At 63.8% G+C, this 16156-nt stretch carries 16 protein-coding genes and 1 tRNA gene; 13 read left to right on the top strand and 4 right to left on the bottom strand.

Annotated elements, in window-relative coordinates; genetic code table 11:
- Positions 1–33 precede the first annotated feature (33 nt).
- On the bottom strand, positions 34–849 hold the full coding sequence (locus tag JC616_RS17380) for a GPO family capsid scaffolding protein (protein ID WP_227104472.1): 816 nt from the start codon (positions 847–849) through the stop codon (positions 34–36).
- Between the two features lie 148 nt (positions 850–997).
- Between JC616_RS17380 and JC616_RS17375 the strand changes: the two genes are divergently transcribed.
- The 3 genes from JC616_RS17375 (at position 998) to JC616_RS17365 (ending at position 4546) form a co-directional block, all read left to right on the top strand.
- Positions 998–2764 (top strand): terminase ATPase subunit family protein, encoded by a 1767-nt coding sequence (locus JC616_RS17375; RefSeq protein ID WP_227104470.1) that lies wholly within the window; start codon positions 998–1000, stop codon positions 2762–2764.
- Positions 2764–3789 carry a phage portal protein gene (locus JC616_RS17370; protein ID WP_227104468.1) on the top strand — a complete coding sequence of 342 codons (1026 nt, stop codon included), beginning with the start codon at positions 2764–2766 and terminating at the stop codon, positions 3787–3789. The genes JC616_RS17375 and JC616_RS17370 overlap by 1 nt, the downstream gene beginning before the upstream one ends.
- A gap of 672 nt (positions 3790–4461) precedes the next feature.
- Positions 4462–4546, top strand: a tRNA-Leu gene (locus JC616_RS17365).
- Positions 4547–4620: 74 nt separating this feature from the next.
- Here JC616_RS17365 and JC616_RS17360 read toward each other — a convergent pair.
- Positions 4621–5355: a GntR family transcriptional regulator gene (locus JC616_RS17360; RefSeq protein ID WP_227104466.1), complete on the bottom strand. Its 735-nt coding sequence runs from the start codon at positions 5353–5355 to the stop codon at positions 4621–4623.
- Between the two features lie 337 nt (positions 5356–5692).
- Here JC616_RS17360 and JC616_RS17355 point away from each other — a divergent pair, with 337 nt between their 5' ends.
- The 6 genes from JC616_RS17355 (at position 5693) to JC616_RS17330 (ending at position 10963) form a co-directional block, all read left to right on the top strand.
- Positions 5693–6703 (top strand): ADP-ribosylglycohydrolase family protein, encoded by a 1011-nt coding sequence (locus tag JC616_RS17355; RefSeq protein WP_227108601.1) that lies wholly within the window; start codon positions 5693–5695, stop codon positions 6701–6703.
- Between the two features lie 4 nt (positions 6704–6707).
- Positions 6708–8099 carry a purine-cytosine permease family protein gene (locus JC616_RS17350; protein ID WP_227104464.1) on the top strand — a complete coding sequence of 464 codons (1392 nt, stop codon included), beginning with the start codon at positions 6708–6710 and terminating at the stop codon, positions 8097–8099.
- Positions 8096–9046, top strand: a complete 951-nt coding sequence (locus tag JC616_RS17345) for a PfkB family carbohydrate kinase (protein ID WP_107798483.1) — start codon at positions 8096–8098, stop codon at positions 9044–9046. The genes JC616_RS17350 and JC616_RS17345 overlap by 4 nt, the downstream gene beginning before the upstream one ends.
- A gap of 457 nt (positions 9047–9503) precedes the next feature.
- Positions 9504–9914: a ProQ/FINO family protein gene (locus JC616_RS17340; RefSeq protein WP_227104462.1), complete on the top strand. Its 411-nt coding sequence runs from the start codon at positions 9504–9506 to the stop codon at positions 9912–9914.
- Between the two features lie 159 nt (positions 9915–10073).
- Positions 10074–10547 (top strand): putative periplasmic lipoprotein, encoded by a 474-nt coding sequence (locus JC616_RS17335; RefSeq protein ID WP_227104460.1) that lies wholly within the window; start codon positions 10074–10076, stop codon positions 10545–10547.
- A gap of 2 nt (positions 10548–10549) precedes the next feature.
- Positions 10550–10963, top strand: coding sequence for a YchJ family protein (locus JC616_RS17330; protein ID WP_227104458.1), 414 nt, complete (start codon positions 10550–10552; stop codon positions 10961–10963).
- 16 nt (positions 10964–10979) lie between these two features.
- Here the strand turns inward: JC616_RS17330 and JC616_RS17325 are convergent, their stop codons facing one another.
- Both JC616_RS17325 and dcd read right to left on the bottom strand, forming a co-directional pair.
- Positions 10980–11474: a glutathione peroxidase gene (locus JC616_RS17325; RefSeq protein ID WP_227104456.1), complete on the bottom strand. Its 495-nt coding sequence runs from the start codon at positions 11472–11474 to the stop codon at positions 10980–10982.
- A gap of 270 nt (positions 11475–11744) precedes the next feature.
- Positions 11745–12314: a dCTP deaminase gene (gene dcd, locus JC616_RS17320; protein WP_048412542.1), complete on the bottom strand. Its 570-nt coding sequence runs from the start codon at positions 12312–12314 to the stop codon at positions 11745–11747.
- Between the two features lie 208 nt (positions 12315–12522).
- Between dcd and JC616_RS17315 the strand changes: the two genes are divergently transcribed.
- The 4 genes from JC616_RS17315 (at position 12523) to JC616_RS17300 (ending at position 16156) form a co-directional block, all read left to right on the top strand.
- Positions 12523–12753: a FeoA family protein gene (locus JC616_RS17315; protein WP_227104454.1), complete on the top strand. Its 231-nt coding sequence runs from the start codon at positions 12523–12525 to the stop codon at positions 12751–12753.
- Positions 12750–14522 (top strand): ferrous iron transport protein B, encoded by a 1773-nt coding sequence (gene feoB, locus JC616_RS17310; protein ID WP_227104451.1) that lies wholly within the window; start codon positions 12750–12752, stop codon positions 14520–14522. The genes JC616_RS17315 and feoB overlap by 4 nt, the downstream gene beginning before the upstream one ends.
- An 88-nt stretch (positions 14523–14610) precedes the next feature.
- Positions 14611–15078: a bacterioferritin gene (bfr, locus tag JC616_RS17305; protein ID WP_043591049.1), complete on the top strand. Its 468-nt coding sequence runs from the start codon at positions 14611–14613 to the stop codon at positions 15076–15078.
- A gap of 145 nt (positions 15079–15223) precedes the next feature.
- Complete coding sequence (locus JC616_RS17300; protein WP_227104449.1) at positions 15224–16156, top strand: dihydroorotate oxidase; 933 nt, start codon at positions 15224–15226, stop codon at positions 16154–16156.

Raw genomic sequence — 16156 nt, 5'->3', positions numbered from 1 at the left:
GGGGTTGTGGGCTTGGGTTCGGCCGTCGATGGCTCAGCAATCGGTCGCGATGCGGTCTTTGCCGCCGGCAGTGGGCTGGCGGACGAAGCCGGCCGGCTGCGCGCTCAATTGCTGCTTCAGTTCGGCGAAGTCGCCGGCCAGGGTCTTGTGCTCGGCCTGCAGCGTCTTGTGCTGGTCTTCCAGCTGGCTGAAGCCTTCCGTCTGTTTGAGCACTTGCTGTTGGCTGTCGGCGATGGTTTCGATGGCTTGCTGCAGCTCGCTGAAACCGCTGTCCACCGCCTTGCGGTTGCCGCTGAACATGGCTTTGATCTTGTTGGCGAAGCCTTCGACGGCGCCGGCGTTGTCGTCGTCTTCCAGCTCCAGGGTGAATTCGATGGCTTCGGTGAACAGATTGTTAGGGCTGAGCTTGCGGCCGGCCAGCGGGCTTTGGCTCGCCGTGGAGCTGAACTGCAGCATTTCGCAGCCCAGGCTGGCGGGGTCGTCGGTGACGGCCAGGCCCACAAGATAGGCCTCGCCGGTATCGGAGAACTCGGGGTTCACTTCGATGGAGGTGTAAACCTTCTGTCGCGCCTTGTTCATTGCGATCAAGTCTTCTGTGGGGTCGATGACGGCGAACAGGCCGAGTTTGTTGTCTTCCACTTTGTCGGCGCTCAGCGCCAGCACGTCTCCGTAGCGCTTGAACTGGCTGTCCGGCGAGATGCCTTTGACGTGTTCCAGGTTGACGCGGGCGCCGTATTTTTTCGGGTTGTAGTTCGCGGCCATCTGCTCAATCCAGACGCGTTCGATTTTGCGGCCGTCGGTGGTGGCGCCTTCGGTGGCGACGCGGAATTTCCGGCTCTTGCTTGCCATGGGTTGCGGTCCTCTGTCAGGTGTCGGTCGTGACGATGCGCCCATGTTCCGGCCGCGCCGCCGCGCCGTCATCGACATGTCGTTGTGCCACGCCGCAGGACAACCGGCATGGCGGGATTTAGCCGGGAGCGCTCTGCACACTCGCGGCATGACGAGCACTTTTCCCATTCCCGACGATCTGGACCCGCGCCGCCTGGCCAAGCATTTGTACTTTCAAGGCTGGCGGGTGGCACGCATTGCGGAGACGCTGAAACAGAAGCCGGCGACCATCCACAGCTGGAAGCGCCGCGACCAGTGGGACGAAACCACGCCGCTGGAGCGGGTGGATTGCGCGCTGGAAACGCGCATGATTCAGCTGATCAGCATGCCGACGAAGGGAAACAGCGAATACAAGGAGCTGGACGCTCTCGGTCGGCAGATGGAGCGGCTGGAGCGGGTGCGGCGCTATCGCACCGGCGGCAATGAGGCTGACCTTAATCCGAAGGTGGCCGGCCGCAACGCCAAGCCGCGCAAGGCGCCGGAGAAGAACGCGATCAGCGAGGAGCAGCAGGCCAAGCTGGTGGCGGTCTTTCTCGACAAGATGTTCGGCTATCAGAAGAACTGGCACCGCGCCGGCCAGACCGAACGCATCCGCAACATCCTCAAAAGCCGCCAGATCGGCGCGACCTATTACTTTGCCCACGAAGCCTTCATCGACGCGCTGCAGACCGGGCGCAATCAGATTTTCCTGTCGGCGTCCAAGGCCCAGGCCCACCTGTTCCGGGCCTATATCGTCGACTTTGCCCGCGACGCTGCGGATGTGGAGCTGAAAGGGGAGGTGATCAAGCTGCCCAACGGCGCGGAGCTGGCCTTCCTGGGGACCAATGGCCGCACCGCGCAGGGCCGTTCCGGCAATGTCTACGTTGACGAGGTGTTCTGGATTCCGCGTTACCAGGAGCTGCGCAAGCTGGTCAGCGCGATGGCGTCGCAAAAGCGCTTCCACATGACCTATTTTTCGACGCCGTCGGCAATGAGCCACGAGGCTTACCCGTTCTGGACCGGCGAGCACTACAACAAAGGCCGGCCGAAGAAGGACCACATCAAGCTGGACGTCAGCCATGCGGCGCTGGCCGGCGGCCTGCTCTGCGCCGATGGCCAGTGGCGCCAGATCGTCACCATCGAAGACGCCTTGCGCGGCGGCTGCGATTTGTTCGATCTGGACCGGCTGCGGCTGGAGTACAGCCCGGAGGAACTGCTGCAGCTGTTCTATTGCCAGTTCATCGACGACGGCGCCAGCGTGTTTTCCTTCGCTTCGCTGCAGTGCTGCATGGTGGACAGCTGGGAGAAATGGTCCGACGACTTCAAGCCGTTCGCGCTGCGGCCCTACGGCCACCGCGAAGTGTGGCTGGGTTATGACCCAAGCGAGAGCGGTGACAGCGCCGCGCTGGTGATCGTGGCGCCGCCGTTGACGCCGGGCGGCAAGTTCCGCGTGCTGGAGCGCATGCAGTTCAAGGGCTGGGACTTCGCCGCCCAGGCCAAGGCGATCAAGGACCAGTGCGAGCGCTACAACGTCGGCTATTTGGGCATCGACGCCACCGGCCTGGGCTCCGGCGTGTTCCAGCTGGTGAAGCAGTTCCGGCCGGATGCGGTGGGCCTGCAGTATTCGCTGGAGCTGAAAACCAAGATGGTGCTCAAGGCCATGGACGTGATCCACCACGGCCGGCTGGAGTTCGACGCTGGCAACACCGATATCGCCGCGTCCTTTCTGTCGATCAAGAAAACCAGTACCGCCAGCGGCCGCGCCGTGACCTTCCAGGCCGGCCGCTCCGAAGAAACCAGTCACGCGGATCTGGCGTTCGCCGTGATGCATACCCTGATCAACGAACCGCTGGAGGGCGCCAGCGGCGTGTCTTCCAGCTTCATGGAGTTTTCCTGATGAGCAAGCCACGCAATCGACGCATCCGCGCCACCCAACAAGAAACAGCCGCCGGCGCCACCAAGATGGAAGCCTTCAGCTTTGGCGACCCGGTCCCGGTGTTGGACCGGCGCGAAATCCTCGACTACTTGCAGTGTTCGGACGCGGGCAAGTGGTACGAACCGCCGATTTCTTGGGAAGGCCTAGCCCGGAGCTGGCGCGCCAGCGTCCACCACGCCAGCGCGCTGGCGGTGAAGCGCAACCGCCTGGCCGCGTTGTTCAAGCCGCACAAGCTGCTGTCCCGTGAACATTTCACCATCCTGGCGCAGGATTTTCTGATTTTCGGCAACGGCTATCTGGAGCGCGAGCGTAATGTCCTGGGCGGCACCATCCGCCACAAGCCGGCGCTGGCCAAACACACCCGCCGCGGCAAAGAGGCCGGTCAATACTGGTGGGTGCCGAACCATGGTCAGGAGCAGGAACTGGGCGAGGTCTGCCACCTGATCGAACCCGACATCAATCAGGAAATCTACGGCTTGCCGGAATACCTGGCCGCGTTGAACAGCGCATGGCTGAATGAGTCGGCGACTCTGTTTCGGCGCAAATACTATTTGAATGGCTCGCACGCCGGCTTCCTGCTCTACATGACCGACGCCGCCCATAGCCAGAAGGACGTGGACGAGTTACGGCAGAAAGTGAAAGAGTCCAAAGGCGTGGGGAATTTCCGCAATCTGTTCATGTACGCGCCGGGCGGCAAGAAAGACGGAGTGCAGATCATTCCGATCAGCGAAGTGGCCGCGCGAGACGAGTTCTTCAACATCAAGAACGTGACCCGCGATGATGTCCTGGCCGCGCACCGTGTCCCGCCTCAGCTTCTGGGCATCGTCCCCAGCAATACCGGCGGCTTCGGTGACGTTAGCAAGGCGGACGAAGCCTTCCACGAAGGCGAGATTGTCCCGCTTCAGACGCGACTCTCGGCCATCAACGACATGGTCGGGGAAGATATCATCGAGTTCCTGCCCTACCGCCCAGGAAGCCAAACATAATAGGGCAACACCGCCCCATATAAGGCCGCCACCAAGGCGGCCTTTTTGCATGCTGCCGCCCCCGTCCAGAACGGCAGCGCCTAGCCATGAGTGATAGCGGCCCGGCATGCCCCATTTTCAGACCCCCAAGCCCGTCCGGCAACCGTCAAGACCCCACCCATACCCCGGCGCGCGCTATCGAAGCCCCGCCTCGCCCCCGCACTAAATAGGCCGCGATTTATGCACCTGCATAGATACCCCGCAAATGCTTCAGGCGCAGCGCTCCAGCCAGCTGGCGGGCTCGCTTCGTTCATGCACTTTCATGCGCGTTATGCATGCAAATCTTATGTTATTCCTTATATAAGGTGATTCACATTTAAACGAATGAGTGGTTGTTGGAGTGGATGTTATTGTAATTAATTGATTTTTAACATTAAGTGGCGGATTGCAAATCCGTCTACGCCGGTTCGATTCCGACCCCCGCCTCCAGTTAAAGCCCCGTAAGTCAAAGACTTGCGGGGCTTTTGCTTTGTTCAGCCCGCGCCCGCAATCGCCAAGCTCTGCGTGGTTTCTCCTCTTTGTCCCGGATCGGGATCAAGCCCGCCGTCCCCCGCGGCGGCGTGCCATGGCCTTGATCGCCATCCCTGTTTGCCAGCGGCCCGGCTCTGGGATAGAATCGCCGTCTCTTTGCCCGCCCCGGTGGTGAAATTGGTAGACACAAGGGACTTAAAATCCCTCGACTTCGGTCGTGCCGGTTCGATTCCGGCCCGGGGCACCACTACGGCAAAACCGTCCACGAGACGAAAACAACCCGCACAGCCTGGCGCTGGGCGGGGTTTTTATCGGCTTCTCTTAAAGCTGTGCCTCGAATTCATAGAGATCGCTGCGGCACAAAACTTCGCTGAACTCCAATACCTGTTCCGCCGTGTTCAAGCTGGTCTGCCGGATGCGCAGCAGCGGCGTGCCGGCCTGCACATGCAATAGGGCGGCGCAGTCCTGATCCGCCGCGCAGGAGGCCAGACGGAAGGTCTTGCGGCCGATCTCGACGCCATGGCGTTCCCACCATTGGTATAGCGAGTGTTCCAGACGCTCCGGTTCGGGCAGGTAGGCCAGCGGGATATAGGTGGTTTCCAGCGCCGCCGGCGTGCCGTCCATCAGCCGCAGGCGGCGCAGCTTGGCGATGTCCGCGCCGACAGGCAGGCGCAGCAGGCTGGCGATGGCGGCCGGCGCGCTTTCCCGCCGCCGCAACAGCCACTGATTGGCCACGCTGCCGCCGCTGCGCAGCACCTGCTCGGTGAAACCTCCGCTGTCGTTGAGCGAATAGCGAAAGGCTTGGGCGACGCGAGTGCCCTGGCCTTGCTGACGGGTGATCAGCCGCTTGCGTTCCAGTTCCGCCATCGCCTTGCTGATGGTGACGCGCGACAGTCCCAGTTTTTCCGCCATCTGCCGCTCGGTCGGCAGGAACGCCCCTTCGGGCAACTGGTGCTGGCGGATGGCCTGTTCCAGCGCGTCGGCGATCAGCAGATAGCGCGGCGTTGCGCCGGGCTGCCGCAGGCTGGCGGACAGGCATTCTAGAATCTCGCTCATATCGTGTGAAAGCTCCTGTGCGTGCGGGCTTCAGTCTAAATCAATGCCGACGGCAATGGGGTGGGCTGAGCTCTGTGGCATGCTTTCCTGATCAATAGTATGGTTATGTACTATTGGATTTGTATTGGACTTATCATACGATGCCAATCGAAGTCCATGGTTCCTGTTTACGCTCGCGTTGCGCGAAGGCGGGGCAAGGCGAAACAGCCGGGAAAGCGGAATGCGCCTGCGAGGCATGGGCGTTTCGCGGGCGGCTCCTTGTTTCCTTGACGCGTGGCGGATCGTAAGCAGGTTCTGGCGGTCGATGGGCATCCTGGCGGAGAGGCAGGGTTTGACGATGATCAGCAAGGGCTACCAGTCCATTCTCGGGGCCCTGTACGGGCAGGCGGCGGGAGATGCTATGGGCATGCCTTCGGAGCTGTGGCCGCAGCGGCAGGTACGGGCGTTTTTTGGTTGGATAGACGATTTTCTGCCGGGCCCGGCCGAGAATTTCGCCGCTTCCGAGTTCGCCGCCGGAGAGTTTACCGACGACACCCAGCAGGCCATTGCCTTGATGGACGCGTTGATCGCCGCGGACGGCGCGGTGGAGCCGGAGCGCATCGCGGACAACATCATTGCCTGGGCCGAGCGCATCGACGCCTTCAACAAGAATATTCTGGGGCCCAGTTCTAAGGCTGCGCTCAGGGCTATTTTGTCCGGCCAGTCCATTGATTCTCTGGGCGCCAACGGCGTGACCAACGGCGCGGCGATGCGGGTGGCGCCGCTGGGTTGCCTGCTGTCCAGCCAGGACCGCGCGGCTTTCGTGCAGGCGGTGAGGCTGAGTTGCAGCCCCACTCATCAGTCCGATATCGCGGTGGCCGGCGCGGCGGCCATCGCCTGGGCGGTGTCGCGGGCGGTGGAGGGCGCGGCCTGGTCCGACATCAAGGCCGAGCTGCCCGCCATTGCCGATCTGGCGCAGCTGGAGCGGGTGACGACGTTCAGCCCCTTGCTGAGCCGGCGCCTGGCCTGGGGCTTCGAGCTGGCGGAAGGCTTGCGGGGCCAAGACGATGTGGCCGTGGTGGCCGAGCTGTACCAGACCTTGGGCGCCGGCATGGACACAATAGAGTCGGTGCCCGCCGCCTTGGCCCTGGTGGACTGCGCGCAAGGCGATCCGCGCCGCTGCGCGGTCTTGGCGGCGAATCTGGGCGGAGACACCGACACCATAGGCGCGATGGCGACCGCGGTGTGCGGCGCCTTGCAGGGGGCGGACGCCTTGCCGGCCGCATGGCGGGAACGCATCCGGGACGTGAATGGCGTTGATTTCGAATCTTACGCGCGGGCTTTGTGCGCATTGCGGTTGAGGGGGTGAGGGGATGAGCGATGTACAAGCGGTAGACGGCTGGCGGCTGGAGAGCGCGGGCATAGATCTGGTGCCGGAGCATGAGTGCAAGGGCCGGCCGGTGGAGTTGTTCTGGGTATGGCTGGCCGCCAATATCGGCATCCTGGGCGTGGTGTACGGCGGCATCGTCACCAGCTTCGGGCTGTCGTTCTACCAGTCCTTGCTGGCCGCGGCGGTCGGAGTGGCCAGTTTCGCGCTGGTGGGTTTGACCAGTATTGCCGGCCAGCGCGGCCGCACTTCCACGCTGACCTTGTCGCGGGCCATTTTCGGCCTGCGCGGCAACGCCGCGCCCACCGTCTTCAGCTGGTTCAACCTGATGGGCTGGGAGGCGGTCAATGTGGTGACCGGCGCCTTGACGCTGGCGGCCTTGTGCCAGTCGCTGGGCATGGCGGAAAGCCGTCCGCTGACCGCGGTCTGCTTGTTCCTGTTCATCGGTCTGACCATCGTGGTCAGCCTGCTGGGCCAGGCCACCGTGGTCTGGATGCAAAGCTGGCTGAGCCGGATCTTCGGCAGCATGACCCTGGTGGTGATTCTGTACGTGGCGACGACCGCGAACTGGGGCGCCATCTTGGCGCGGCCGGACGGCGACTGGCTGACCGGTTTCTGGCCGGCGGTATCGGTGATCGCCGCGGGCACCGGCATCAGCTGGGCCATCGCCGGCGCCGATTACAGCCGTTACCAGCGGAGCGGAGCGTCCGGCGGCAGCATTTTCGGCGCGGTGATGGTGGGGGCGTCGCTGCCGCTGATGCTGCTGATCTTCACTGGGGTGCTGTTGTCGGCGCAGATCCCGGATCTGGCCAGCGCGGCCAATCCCATCGCCAAGATCGGCGCGGTGCTGCCGGCCTGGATGGCGGTGCCCTATCTGCTGACCGCGACGGCCGGCATCGTCACCATGGCCGTGCTTAGCCTGTATTCGGCCAGCCTCAATCTGCTGACCATAGGCGTCAAGGTCAGACAGGCGCAGGCGGTGTCCATCAATGCGCTGATCGTGCTGGCCATCGCCGCTTACGTCTTGTTCGTGTCCAGCGACTTCCTGGGGCCCTTCATCGCGTTTCTATTGTTTTGCGGCGTGTTTCTGGCGGCCTGGGAGGCGGTGTTCGTGCTGGATTACCTCTTGTTGCGTCACCGCCAAGGCTATGAGGCCGCGGCCCTGTCCGGCGACGGGCGGCAGGCCTTCCGCGGCGGTCCGCTGCTGTGCTGGCTGCTGGGCGCCGCTTGCGGCCTGCTGGTGAGCAAGACCGGCTTCATCGACGGCCCGCTGGCTGTGGGCGTTTTCGCAGATTCCAGCCTGGGGCTGTTTGTATCCTTTGGGACCAGTTTGCTGGCTTATGGATTGTATTTGTTGCTGAAGGAGCGACGCGCATGACCATTCCGTGTCCAAACTATCATCCGACCAGAGCCATCCTGGCTTTGGGCGGCGCCGTGGGCGACGTGGTGTTGACCCTCCCGGCATTGCCGCGCAGCGGCGCCGACGTGGAGGCGTTGCAGCAGGAACGCGAGATCGGCGGCTGCGCCTTCAATGTGGCGCGAGCGTTGCGCCAGTTGAACGCTCCCGTGATCAACGGCATGCCGGTGGGCAACGGCCCTTGGGGCGCGGCGATAGACGCGGCCATGCGGGAGCTGGGCTTGCCGGTGCTGCTGCGCAACGCGGATCGCGACAACGGCTGGTGCGTGGCCATGGTGGAGCCCAGCGGCGAGCGCAGCTTCATTTCGATCTCCGGTTGCGAGACGGAATGGACGCGCGAGCAGTTGGACGCGCTGCCCTTGCCCGCAGACGGCCTGGTGTACGCCAACGGCTATGAGCTGGCCGGAGAGGGCGGAAGGGCGTTGCGCGCCTGGCTGCTGGCCTTGCCGGCGGAACAGTTGCGGGTGATAGACCCCGGTCCGCGCGTCGTCTTGCTGGAGCTGGCGTTTCTGTCCGCTCTGAGCGGTACCGAGACCTTGCTGACGCTGAACCGGGACGAGATCGCCCTGTTGTGCGGCGACGGCGATCCGGTGGCGGCGGCGCAGCGTTTCGCCAAGGATTACCGGCTGACGCTGATCTGCCGGCTGGGGCAGGACGGCGCCTGGGTGTGCCCGGGCACCGACGCGCCGTGGCACCTGCCCGGCTACCAGGTTTCGGTGGTGGACACCATCGGCGCCGGCGACGCGCATTGCGCCGGCTTGTTGGCCGGCCTGTCCAGCGGCTGGCCGCTGCATTACGCGGTGGATCTGGGCAATCGGCTGGCGGCCTGCGTGGTGGCTAGCGCCGGCCCTGACGCGGCGACGGACTGGGACAGCTTGAATCGCCGCTTTCCCGTCGCCTGCCTGTAAGCCGCCGGCTCACGCTTGAGAAAGTGGCAAAAGAAAGACGGGATAAGGGCGGAAAGGGCGCAATCGGCGTCTAATGCTGGACATCAAGGGGCATTACTTAGTACTCTCCCTCCCTCGTAAGCGCCAGCCCGAGCGAGGGAACGCCCGAAGCGTTCCGTCTGGTGTTTTCGCCCATGACCGCCAAGTCGGCGCCTCCGCCGACAAACAGCGGCGGTCGATGGGGGCGGGCGCCTGGTCTTCGGACCGGCCGCGCCGCTTGGGCCCGGTTCCAGGCCTTCGCCATGTTCGGCGATTTTTTACGGCGCGCCGGCGTCTTGTCGGAGCGCCTTGGTCAAACCGCATTACGATGTCGTCATTTTTTCACCGGCTGTCAAGCTGGCCGGGCGGCGGGTTGCGGCGCTTCGCTTGATTGGGCAGCATGCGCTGCTTTTGCATCAATGGATCTAGATAGAAGTTCATGAAGCCAAATACTGAAACGGCACTCGGTGCTGCACTTAAGTCCGCTGTACAAAGTCTGTCCAAGAAAAAGCAGACCGAGATGATCGCGGATCATGTCTACAGCAAGTTCGACGTTTTCCGCCAGTTTCGTCCGCTGGCCTTGGGCATCCATGAGAGCCTGATCGCGGCTTTGCCGCAGTTCGACTCTACGCTGATCTCCCGCGTGGTGGCCAATCACTGTCGCAAGCCGCGCTACGTGAAGTCTCTGGCGCGCGGCGGCAAGCGGTTCGATCTGGCCAACAAGCCGGTGGGCGAAGTCAGCGCCGAGGAGAAAAAGGCGGCGGAACAGATGTCCGCGCCCAAGCCGGCCACGGCGGCCCCTGCCCCGGCTCCGGCTCCGGCCGAACCCGCAGGCGACGCGGCGGAATAAGCGTGCCGCGGCCGCGTGGCATGAACGTAAAACAGCCTGACAGACCCGTTTGTCAGGCTGTTTTGCATTGACGGGACGGAACATTGGCGTGGGCGGGGCGGTCGCAGCAGAACGCGCCGCGCGGCGGCGCCGAATCAGGACAGGAGTAGAATTCCCGGCATGAAACGTTATTTCTTGTGGGCCGCGATGGCCCTGAGCTTGTCCGCCTGCAGCGCGCTGCAGCAATTGGGCGCGCCCATCAGCTCGCATCCTTCCTCGCCGGCCAAGAGCCGGCCGCAGACGGCGCCGGCGCCCAGCGCCAAATCGGACGCCTTGCTGCGGGAAGCCAACCGCCTGGCCGACAAGGTCAAGAGCGGCGAGTTGACCCGGCTGGCCGCCGCGGATCAACTGGGCGCGTTCCGGCTCAAGGCGGTGGGCTCCAATCCCATCGACGACAACACCTTCGCCATGTACCGCTATCTGACGGTGGAGCGCGAGGCGGGCCGCATCGACCAGGAAACGTTTCGCGCCAAGATGGACGAGCGTCTGCGCGAATGGATGCGGCGCTGGCCCAAGATGAATCCGAAACCGGCCGAGCCGGCCTTCACCAACTTCCTGCTCAAGCTGTACGGCTTGCCGGCCCTGGGGGCTTGAGCATGGGCAAGAAAGCCAAGCCGGACGCGGCCGGCTGTCCCTGCGGGCTGGGCGGCGCTTACGCGGCCTGTTGCGGCCGTTACCTGGGGGCGGACGGTGCGCCCGCGCCCACGGCGGAAGCCTTGATGCGTTCGCGCTACACCGCTTATGCGCGCGGCGACGAGGCGTATCTGCTGGCGAGCTGGCATCCCAGCACCCGGCCGCAGGCGCTGGATCTGGCCGCGGACGCCGGCTTGGTCAAATGGCTGGGCCTGGAGGTGTTGGCGACCGAGGCCGGCGGCGCGGCCGACGCCGAGGGCGTGGTGGAGTTCTCCGCGCGCTACAAGGTGGGCGGCAAGGCCGAACGCATGCGCGAGCGCAGCCGTTTCCTGCGCGAGGACGGCCGCTGGTTCTATCTGTCCGGCGAACTGAGCTGAGCTGTCGCTAGAGAATCTAGCGCTTCTGCGTTCGCAGCAGGCTTTCGATGGCGCGCTCCAGCGCCGCCGGCTTGACGTAGGGGGCGAAACGCTTGCGGATGCGCCCTTCGCCGTCCACCAGGAATTTGGTGAAATTCCATTTGATGCGCCGGCTGCCCAGCAAGCCGGGTTTGGCGGCGACGAGATGACGCCAGAGCGGATGCGCGTCGCCGCCGTTGACGTCGATCTTGGCGGATAGCGGGAAGCTGACCCCGAAATTCTTCTGACAGAACTGGCCGATGGCGGCGGCGTCCCCAGGCTCCTGGCCGCCGAACTGATTGCAGGGGAAACCGATGATCTCCAGGCCTTGCTCGCGGTAGCGCTGGTACAGCTGTTCCAGGCCGCCCAATTGCGCGGTGAAGCCGCACTCGCTGGCGGTGTTGACCAGCAATAGCACTTTGCCGCGATAGCTCGCCAGCGGCAGGGTCTGCCCGTTTAAAGACTCAATGGAAAAATCATATATGTCCGGCATATTTCCGCCTTTCGCCAAAGCGAAGATCATGGCAAGAAACCGGAGGCAGGGCAATGGGATCGGCGGATAAAAAAAGGGGCGCAACGGCAAGGGGGAACCGCTACGCCCCAAGAAGAAATCAATTGCTGTACAAGGGCCGACCAACCGGGAAAGTCAGCTAACCCTCTGTTTATCCTAGAACATTAAGGTGAAATTGCGAGGACGGATTTGGCGGGATTTAAATGACAAAGGGATGGCTAAGCCATCCCTTTTTTGCTGGCGGGAAGCGTTTCAGGGGCGCGGAAGGGTCACGCCCACCTGGCCCATGTATTTGCCGGCGCGGTCGCTGTAGGACACGTCGCAAATTTCATCGGATTCGAAGAACAAGACCTGGGCCACGCCCTCGTTGGCGTAGATTTTGGCCGGCAGCGGCGTGGTGTTGGAGAACTCCAGCGTCACATAGCCTTCCCATTCCGGTTCGAACGGGGTGACGTTGACGATGATGCCGCAGCGGGCGTAAGTGGATTTGCCCAGGCAGACGGTCAGCACCGAGCGCGGGATGCGGAAGTATTCCACGGTGCGGGCCAGCGCGAAGCTATTGGGCGGGATGATGCAATAGCCCTTGCCGGAGACTTCCACGAAGGAATTGGGGTCGAAGTTTTTCGGGTCGACGATGGTGCTGTTGATATTGGTGAACACCTTGAATTCGTCGGCGCAGCGGATATCGTAGCCGTAGCTGGACGTGCCGTAGGAGATCACCTTCTGGCCGTCCACCATCTTGATCTGGTTGGGCTCGAAGGGTTCGATCATTTTGTACTCGTCCGCCATCCGGCGAATCCACTTGTCCGATTTGATGCTCATTGTCTTGGGCCCGTAGCTTGTCGATTGATTGTCCGCGATTTTAACCGCAAGCGCAGTGGCCGGCTATCGATAATCCATCGTCGATCCGGATAGGACAATGCTATTGATGCAGGTCAAGCAGGGCGGGAATTGCCGCGGTTTGCCGATATTCGACGGGGTTCGGCTGGATATACTAATGCAAACCATTCTCGTTCTTGATCGGATCATCATGTTGACTTTGGATGCATTCCCCGCCGGACGCCACGGCGTGGTCGACAGCCTGGAGCTGGCCGAAGAGGCCATGCGCCGCGTCGCCGCCTTTGGCCTGGAGCCAGGCTGCCGGTTTTATCTGCGTCGGGCGGCGCCCTTGGGCGGGCCATTATTGCTGGACGTCGGCGCCACGCGCTTCCTGCTGCGCCGCAGCCTGGCGCGCCTCATCGTGGCGAGGGTGGCGGTATGAAGCGTTTCGCCCTGATCGGCCTGCCCAATACCGGCAAGTCCACCTTGTTCAACCGTCTGACCGGCATGTCGCAGCGCGTCGGCAACTGGCCGGGCCTGACCATAGAGTTGAGCAGCGCGCGCCTGTTGCTGGGCGGCCACATGGTGGAGTTGGTGGATTTGCCCGGCGTCAATGATTTGACCGGCTATTCCGACGACGAGGCGGTGGTGCGCGACGTGCTGCTGGCCAGCGCCTTCGACGGCGCCGTCCTGGTGCTCAACGCCAGCCAGCTGGACCGGCAACTGCCGCTGGCCTTGCAGGTGCTGGCCAGCGGCCTCAACTGCCTGGTGGTGCTGAATATGGCCGACGAGGCCAAGGCCCTGGGCGTGAGCGTGGATGTGGAGCGCTTGTCGGAGCGCCTGGGCGCGCCGGTGTTTCTGGCCTCGGCCCGGCATATGCAAGGCTGGCCGCCGCTGATGGCGGGCTTGAACCGGCTGGCCAACGATGGCGGTCCGGCGGCGCGCGCCAGGCTGGACGCGGTGCCGGACACCCGGGAGGCGATGGCGGAGGCCAAGCGGCGGCTGGCTGGGTGCTGGGCCTTGCCGCCCGTGCTGCCGGCGGGGCTGACGGAGAAGATGGACCATTGGCTGATGCATCCATGGCTGGGCCTGCCGCTGTTCTTCGCGCTGATGGCGCTGCTGTTCAATCTGACGTATCAGATCGGCACCCCATTGCAGGAGCTGGCCGGCGCCGGTCTGGACTGGATCAAGGAGCAGGCGCTGACGCCCTTGCTCGCGCCCTTGCCCGAGATTGTGCAGAGCCTGGCGCTGGACGGCATCTGGCAGGGGGTGTCGACGGTGCTGACCTTCGCGCCCATTTTGCTGGTGTTTTTCGTATTGATGGCGATGGTGGAGGATTCCGGCTACCTGGCGCGCGCCGCCTATCTGACCGACGCCTTCATGGCGCGGCTGGGGCTGGACGGCCGCGGCTTCGTGATGCAGCTGATGGGCTTCGGCTGCAATGTGCCGGCCATCATGGGCACTCGGGTGATGCGCGAGCGCAAGCAGCGGCTGCTGACCATGCTGGTGATCCCGTTTTCGCTGTGTTCGGCGCGTTTGCAGGTGGTGGTGTTCTTCGCCGGGCTGTTGTTCACGCCGACGCAGGCGCCGTGGGTGTTGATGGGGCTTTATCTGATGAGCTTCGCCGTCGCGGTGTTCACCGCCTGGGTGTTCAAGCGCCGTTACGCCGGCGGCGAGGCCTTCTTGCTGGAAGTGCCGCCGTACCGGCTGCCCGGCTTGAGCCATTTGCTGAGCCGGGCGGTGGGGGAGGTGCGGGCCTTTCTGCAACTGGCCTCCAGTTTCATCCTGTTGGGCGTGGTGCTGGTCTGGCTGCTGACCCATGTGCCGGCGGGCGAGGGCAAGACCCTGGCCGACGCTCTGGGCAGCCTGCTGGCCCCGGTTCTGGACCCGATAGGCATCCGCCACGAACTGGCGGCGGCCTTGCTGTTCGGCTTCATCGCCAAGGAAATCCTGCTGGGCAGCCTGGCGGTGATCTACGGGGTGCCGGAGGCCGGCCTGGGCGCGGCCTTGCTGCAACATCTGGATTGGCGCTCGGCGATGAGCTTCCTGATCTTCACCTTGATCTACGTGCCCTGCCTGTCCACGGTGGCGGCGATGTACCGCGAGTCGCGCAGCAAGGCCTACACCGCGATGTCGGTGGCGTGGTCGGTGGGACTGGCCTGGTTGTTGTCGTTCGCGTTTTATCAAGCCGGCGTGCAACTGTGGCCCTGAGGGCTTAGAATGAATGGTTCGCGAATTCCGTTCGCGCCGGCGGCGCGCCCGCCGGCGTTATTGAACTACAACAACAAGAGGTCGTTTTATGCAAGGTGATCCCAAAACCATCGAGTTGCTGAACGAACTGCTGGCGGAAGAACTGTCCGCCGCGGACCAGTATTTCATTCATGCCGAGATGTACAAGGACTTCGGTCTGCACAAGCTGTTCGAGCGCATCGATCACGAGCGCGAGGACGAGTTGTCGCACGCGCGGGTGCTGATCGCGCGCACCTTGTTCCTGCAAGGCAAGCCGAACGTGGCCAAGCGCGTGCCCATCGTGGTGGGCGAGAACGTGCGGGCGATGCTGGCCAGCGATCTGGAAGTGGAATACCGCGTCGGCAACTTGCTGAAAAAAGTGGTGGCCCACTGTGAGAGCGTGAAGGACTACGTGACGCGCCAGGAACTGATGGTGCTGCTGGAAGAGACCGAGAACGACCACGCCCACTGGCTGGAGCAGCAACTGCGCCTGATCGATATGGTGGGCGAGCAGAACTATATCCAGTCCCAAATGTAAGCTCCGGGGATTTCGGCGTTAAGACGCGGCCGCCTTCAGGGCGGCCGTTTGTTTTGCGGCGTCCGCGCCGGTTTTGACTTGGCGCAGCATGGCCGGCGAGGCTTGCGTCTATCATCGCCGGCAGATGAATTCGCCGGAGGGCGCGATGTCGCTGGATCTATCCGTTTCCTGGCTGGGCATGAAGATGGCCAGCCCCCTGTTCAACGCTTCCGGCGTCTATTGCCGCACGCGGGAGGAACTGGAGCAGGTGCGCCGCTCCGCCGCCGGCGCGGTGGTGACCAAGAGCTGCACGCTGGAGCCGCGCGCCGGCAATCCCGAGCCGCGTTATCGGCGCACCGCGCTGGGCAGCATCAATTCCATGGGCCTGCCCAACGAGGGCTACCGCTATTACCTGGACTACGCCCAGGCTTACGACGACGCCAAGCCGCTGTTTCTGTCCGTGTCCGGCATGACGCTGGACGACACCCTGACCATCCTGACCGAACTGGCGGCGCTGAAGCTGCCCTGCCTGCCGGAGGTGAACCTGTCCTGCCCCAATCTGCCGGGCAAGCCGCAGCTGGGCTATGACTTCGCCGCCAGCGCCGAGGCTCTGGCGGCGATCAGCCGGGTGTACGCGCGGCCGTTCGGCGTCAAGCTGCCGCCGTATTTCGATCCGGCGCACTTCGCCGCCATGGCCGCGGTGTTGAACGCCTTCCCGCTGCTGCGCTTCGTCACCTGCATCAACTCGGTGGGCAACGGCCTGGTGATCGATCTGGACAGCGAGTCCGCGGTGATCAAACCCAAGGGCGGGCTGGGCGGCTTGGGAGGCGACTACGTGTTGCCGACGGCGCTGGCCAATGTGCGCGAGTTCGCCCTGCTGCTGGCCGACAAGCATGTGATAGGCTGCGGCGGGGTGAAGAGCGGGGCGGAGGCCTTCATGCACATCCTGGCCGGCGCCGCCGCGGTGCAGGTGGGCACCTGCCTGCACGAGGAGGGCGTCAGTGCCTTCGATCGCATCGAGGCGGAGCTGGCCGCCATCATGCAGGCCAAGGGCTACCAGCGGCTGGATGAGTTCCGCGGGCGGTTGAAGACGCTGTGA

This window comes from Chromobacterium rhizoryzae, assembly GCF_020544465.1.
In the GTDB taxonomy this organism is placed as follows: Bacteria; Pseudomonadota; Gammaproteobacteria; order Burkholderiales; family Chromobacteriaceae; genus Chromobacterium.
This window is presented reverse-complemented; position numbering and strand designations above follow the sequence as displayed.

Excerpts from the sequence above, each read along its gene's own strand:
- JC616_RS17380 (WP_227104472.1), bottom strand. The coding sequence starts at position 849 with ATGGCAAGCAAGAGCCGGAAATTCCGCGTCGCCACCGAAGGCGCCACC.
- JC616_RS17375 (WP_227104470.1), top strand. The coding sequence starts at position 998 with ATGACGAGCACTTTTCCCATTCCCGACGATCTGGACCCGCGCCGCCTG.
- JC616_RS17370 (WP_227104468.1), top strand. The coding sequence starts at position 2,764 with ATGAGCAAGCCACGCAATCGACGCATCCGCGCCACCCAACAAGAAACA.
- JC616_RS17360 (WP_227104466.1), bottom strand. The coding sequence starts at position 5,355 with ATGAGCGAGATTCTAGAATGCCTGTCCGCCAGCCTGCGGCAGCCCGGC.
- JC616_RS17355 (WP_227108601.1), top strand. The coding sequence starts at position 5,693 with ATGATCAGCAAGGGCTACCAGTCCATTCTCGGGGCCCTGTACGGGCAG.
- JC616_RS17350 (WP_227104464.1), top strand. The coding sequence starts at position 6,708 with ATGAGCGATGTACAAGCGGTAGACGGCTGGCGGCTGGAGAGCGCGGGC.
- JC616_RS17345 (WP_107798483.1), top strand. The coding sequence starts at position 8,096 with ATGACCATTCCGTGTCCAAACTATCATCCGACCAGAGCCATCCTGGCT.
- JC616_RS17340 (WP_227104462.1), top strand. The coding sequence starts at position 9,504 with ATGAAGCCAAATACTGAAACGGCACTCGGTGCTGCACTTAAGTCCGCT.
- JC616_RS17335 (WP_227104460.1), top strand. The coding sequence starts at position 10,074 with ATGAAACGTTATTTCTTGTGGGCCGCGATGGCCCTGAGCTTGTCCGCC.
- JC616_RS17330 (WP_227104458.1), top strand. The coding sequence starts at position 10,550 with ATGGGCAAGAAAGCCAAGCCGGACGCGGCCGGCTGTCCCTGCGGGCTG.
- JC616_RS17325 (WP_227104456.1), bottom strand. The coding sequence starts at position 11,474 with ATGCCGGACATATATGATTTTTCCATTGAGTCTTTAAACGGGCAGACC.
- dcd (WP_048412542.1), bottom strand. The coding sequence starts at position 12,314 with ATGAGCATCAAATCGGACAAGTGGATTCGCCGGATGGCGGACGAGTAC.
- JC616_RS17315 (WP_227104454.1), top strand. The coding sequence starts at position 12,523 with ATGTTGACTTTGGATGCATTCCCCGCCGGACGCCACGGCGTGGTCGAC.
- feoB (WP_227104451.1), top strand. The coding sequence starts at position 12,750 with ATGAAGCGTTTCGCCCTGATCGGCCTGCCCAATACCGGCAAGTCCACC.
- bfr (WP_043591049.1), top strand. The coding sequence starts at position 14,611 with ATGCAAGGTGATCCCAAAACCATCGAGTTGCTGAACGAACTGCTGGCG.
- JC616_RS17300 (WP_227104449.1), top strand. The coding sequence starts at position 15,224 with ATGTCGCTGGATCTATCCGTTTCCTGGCTGGGCATGAAGATGGCCAGC.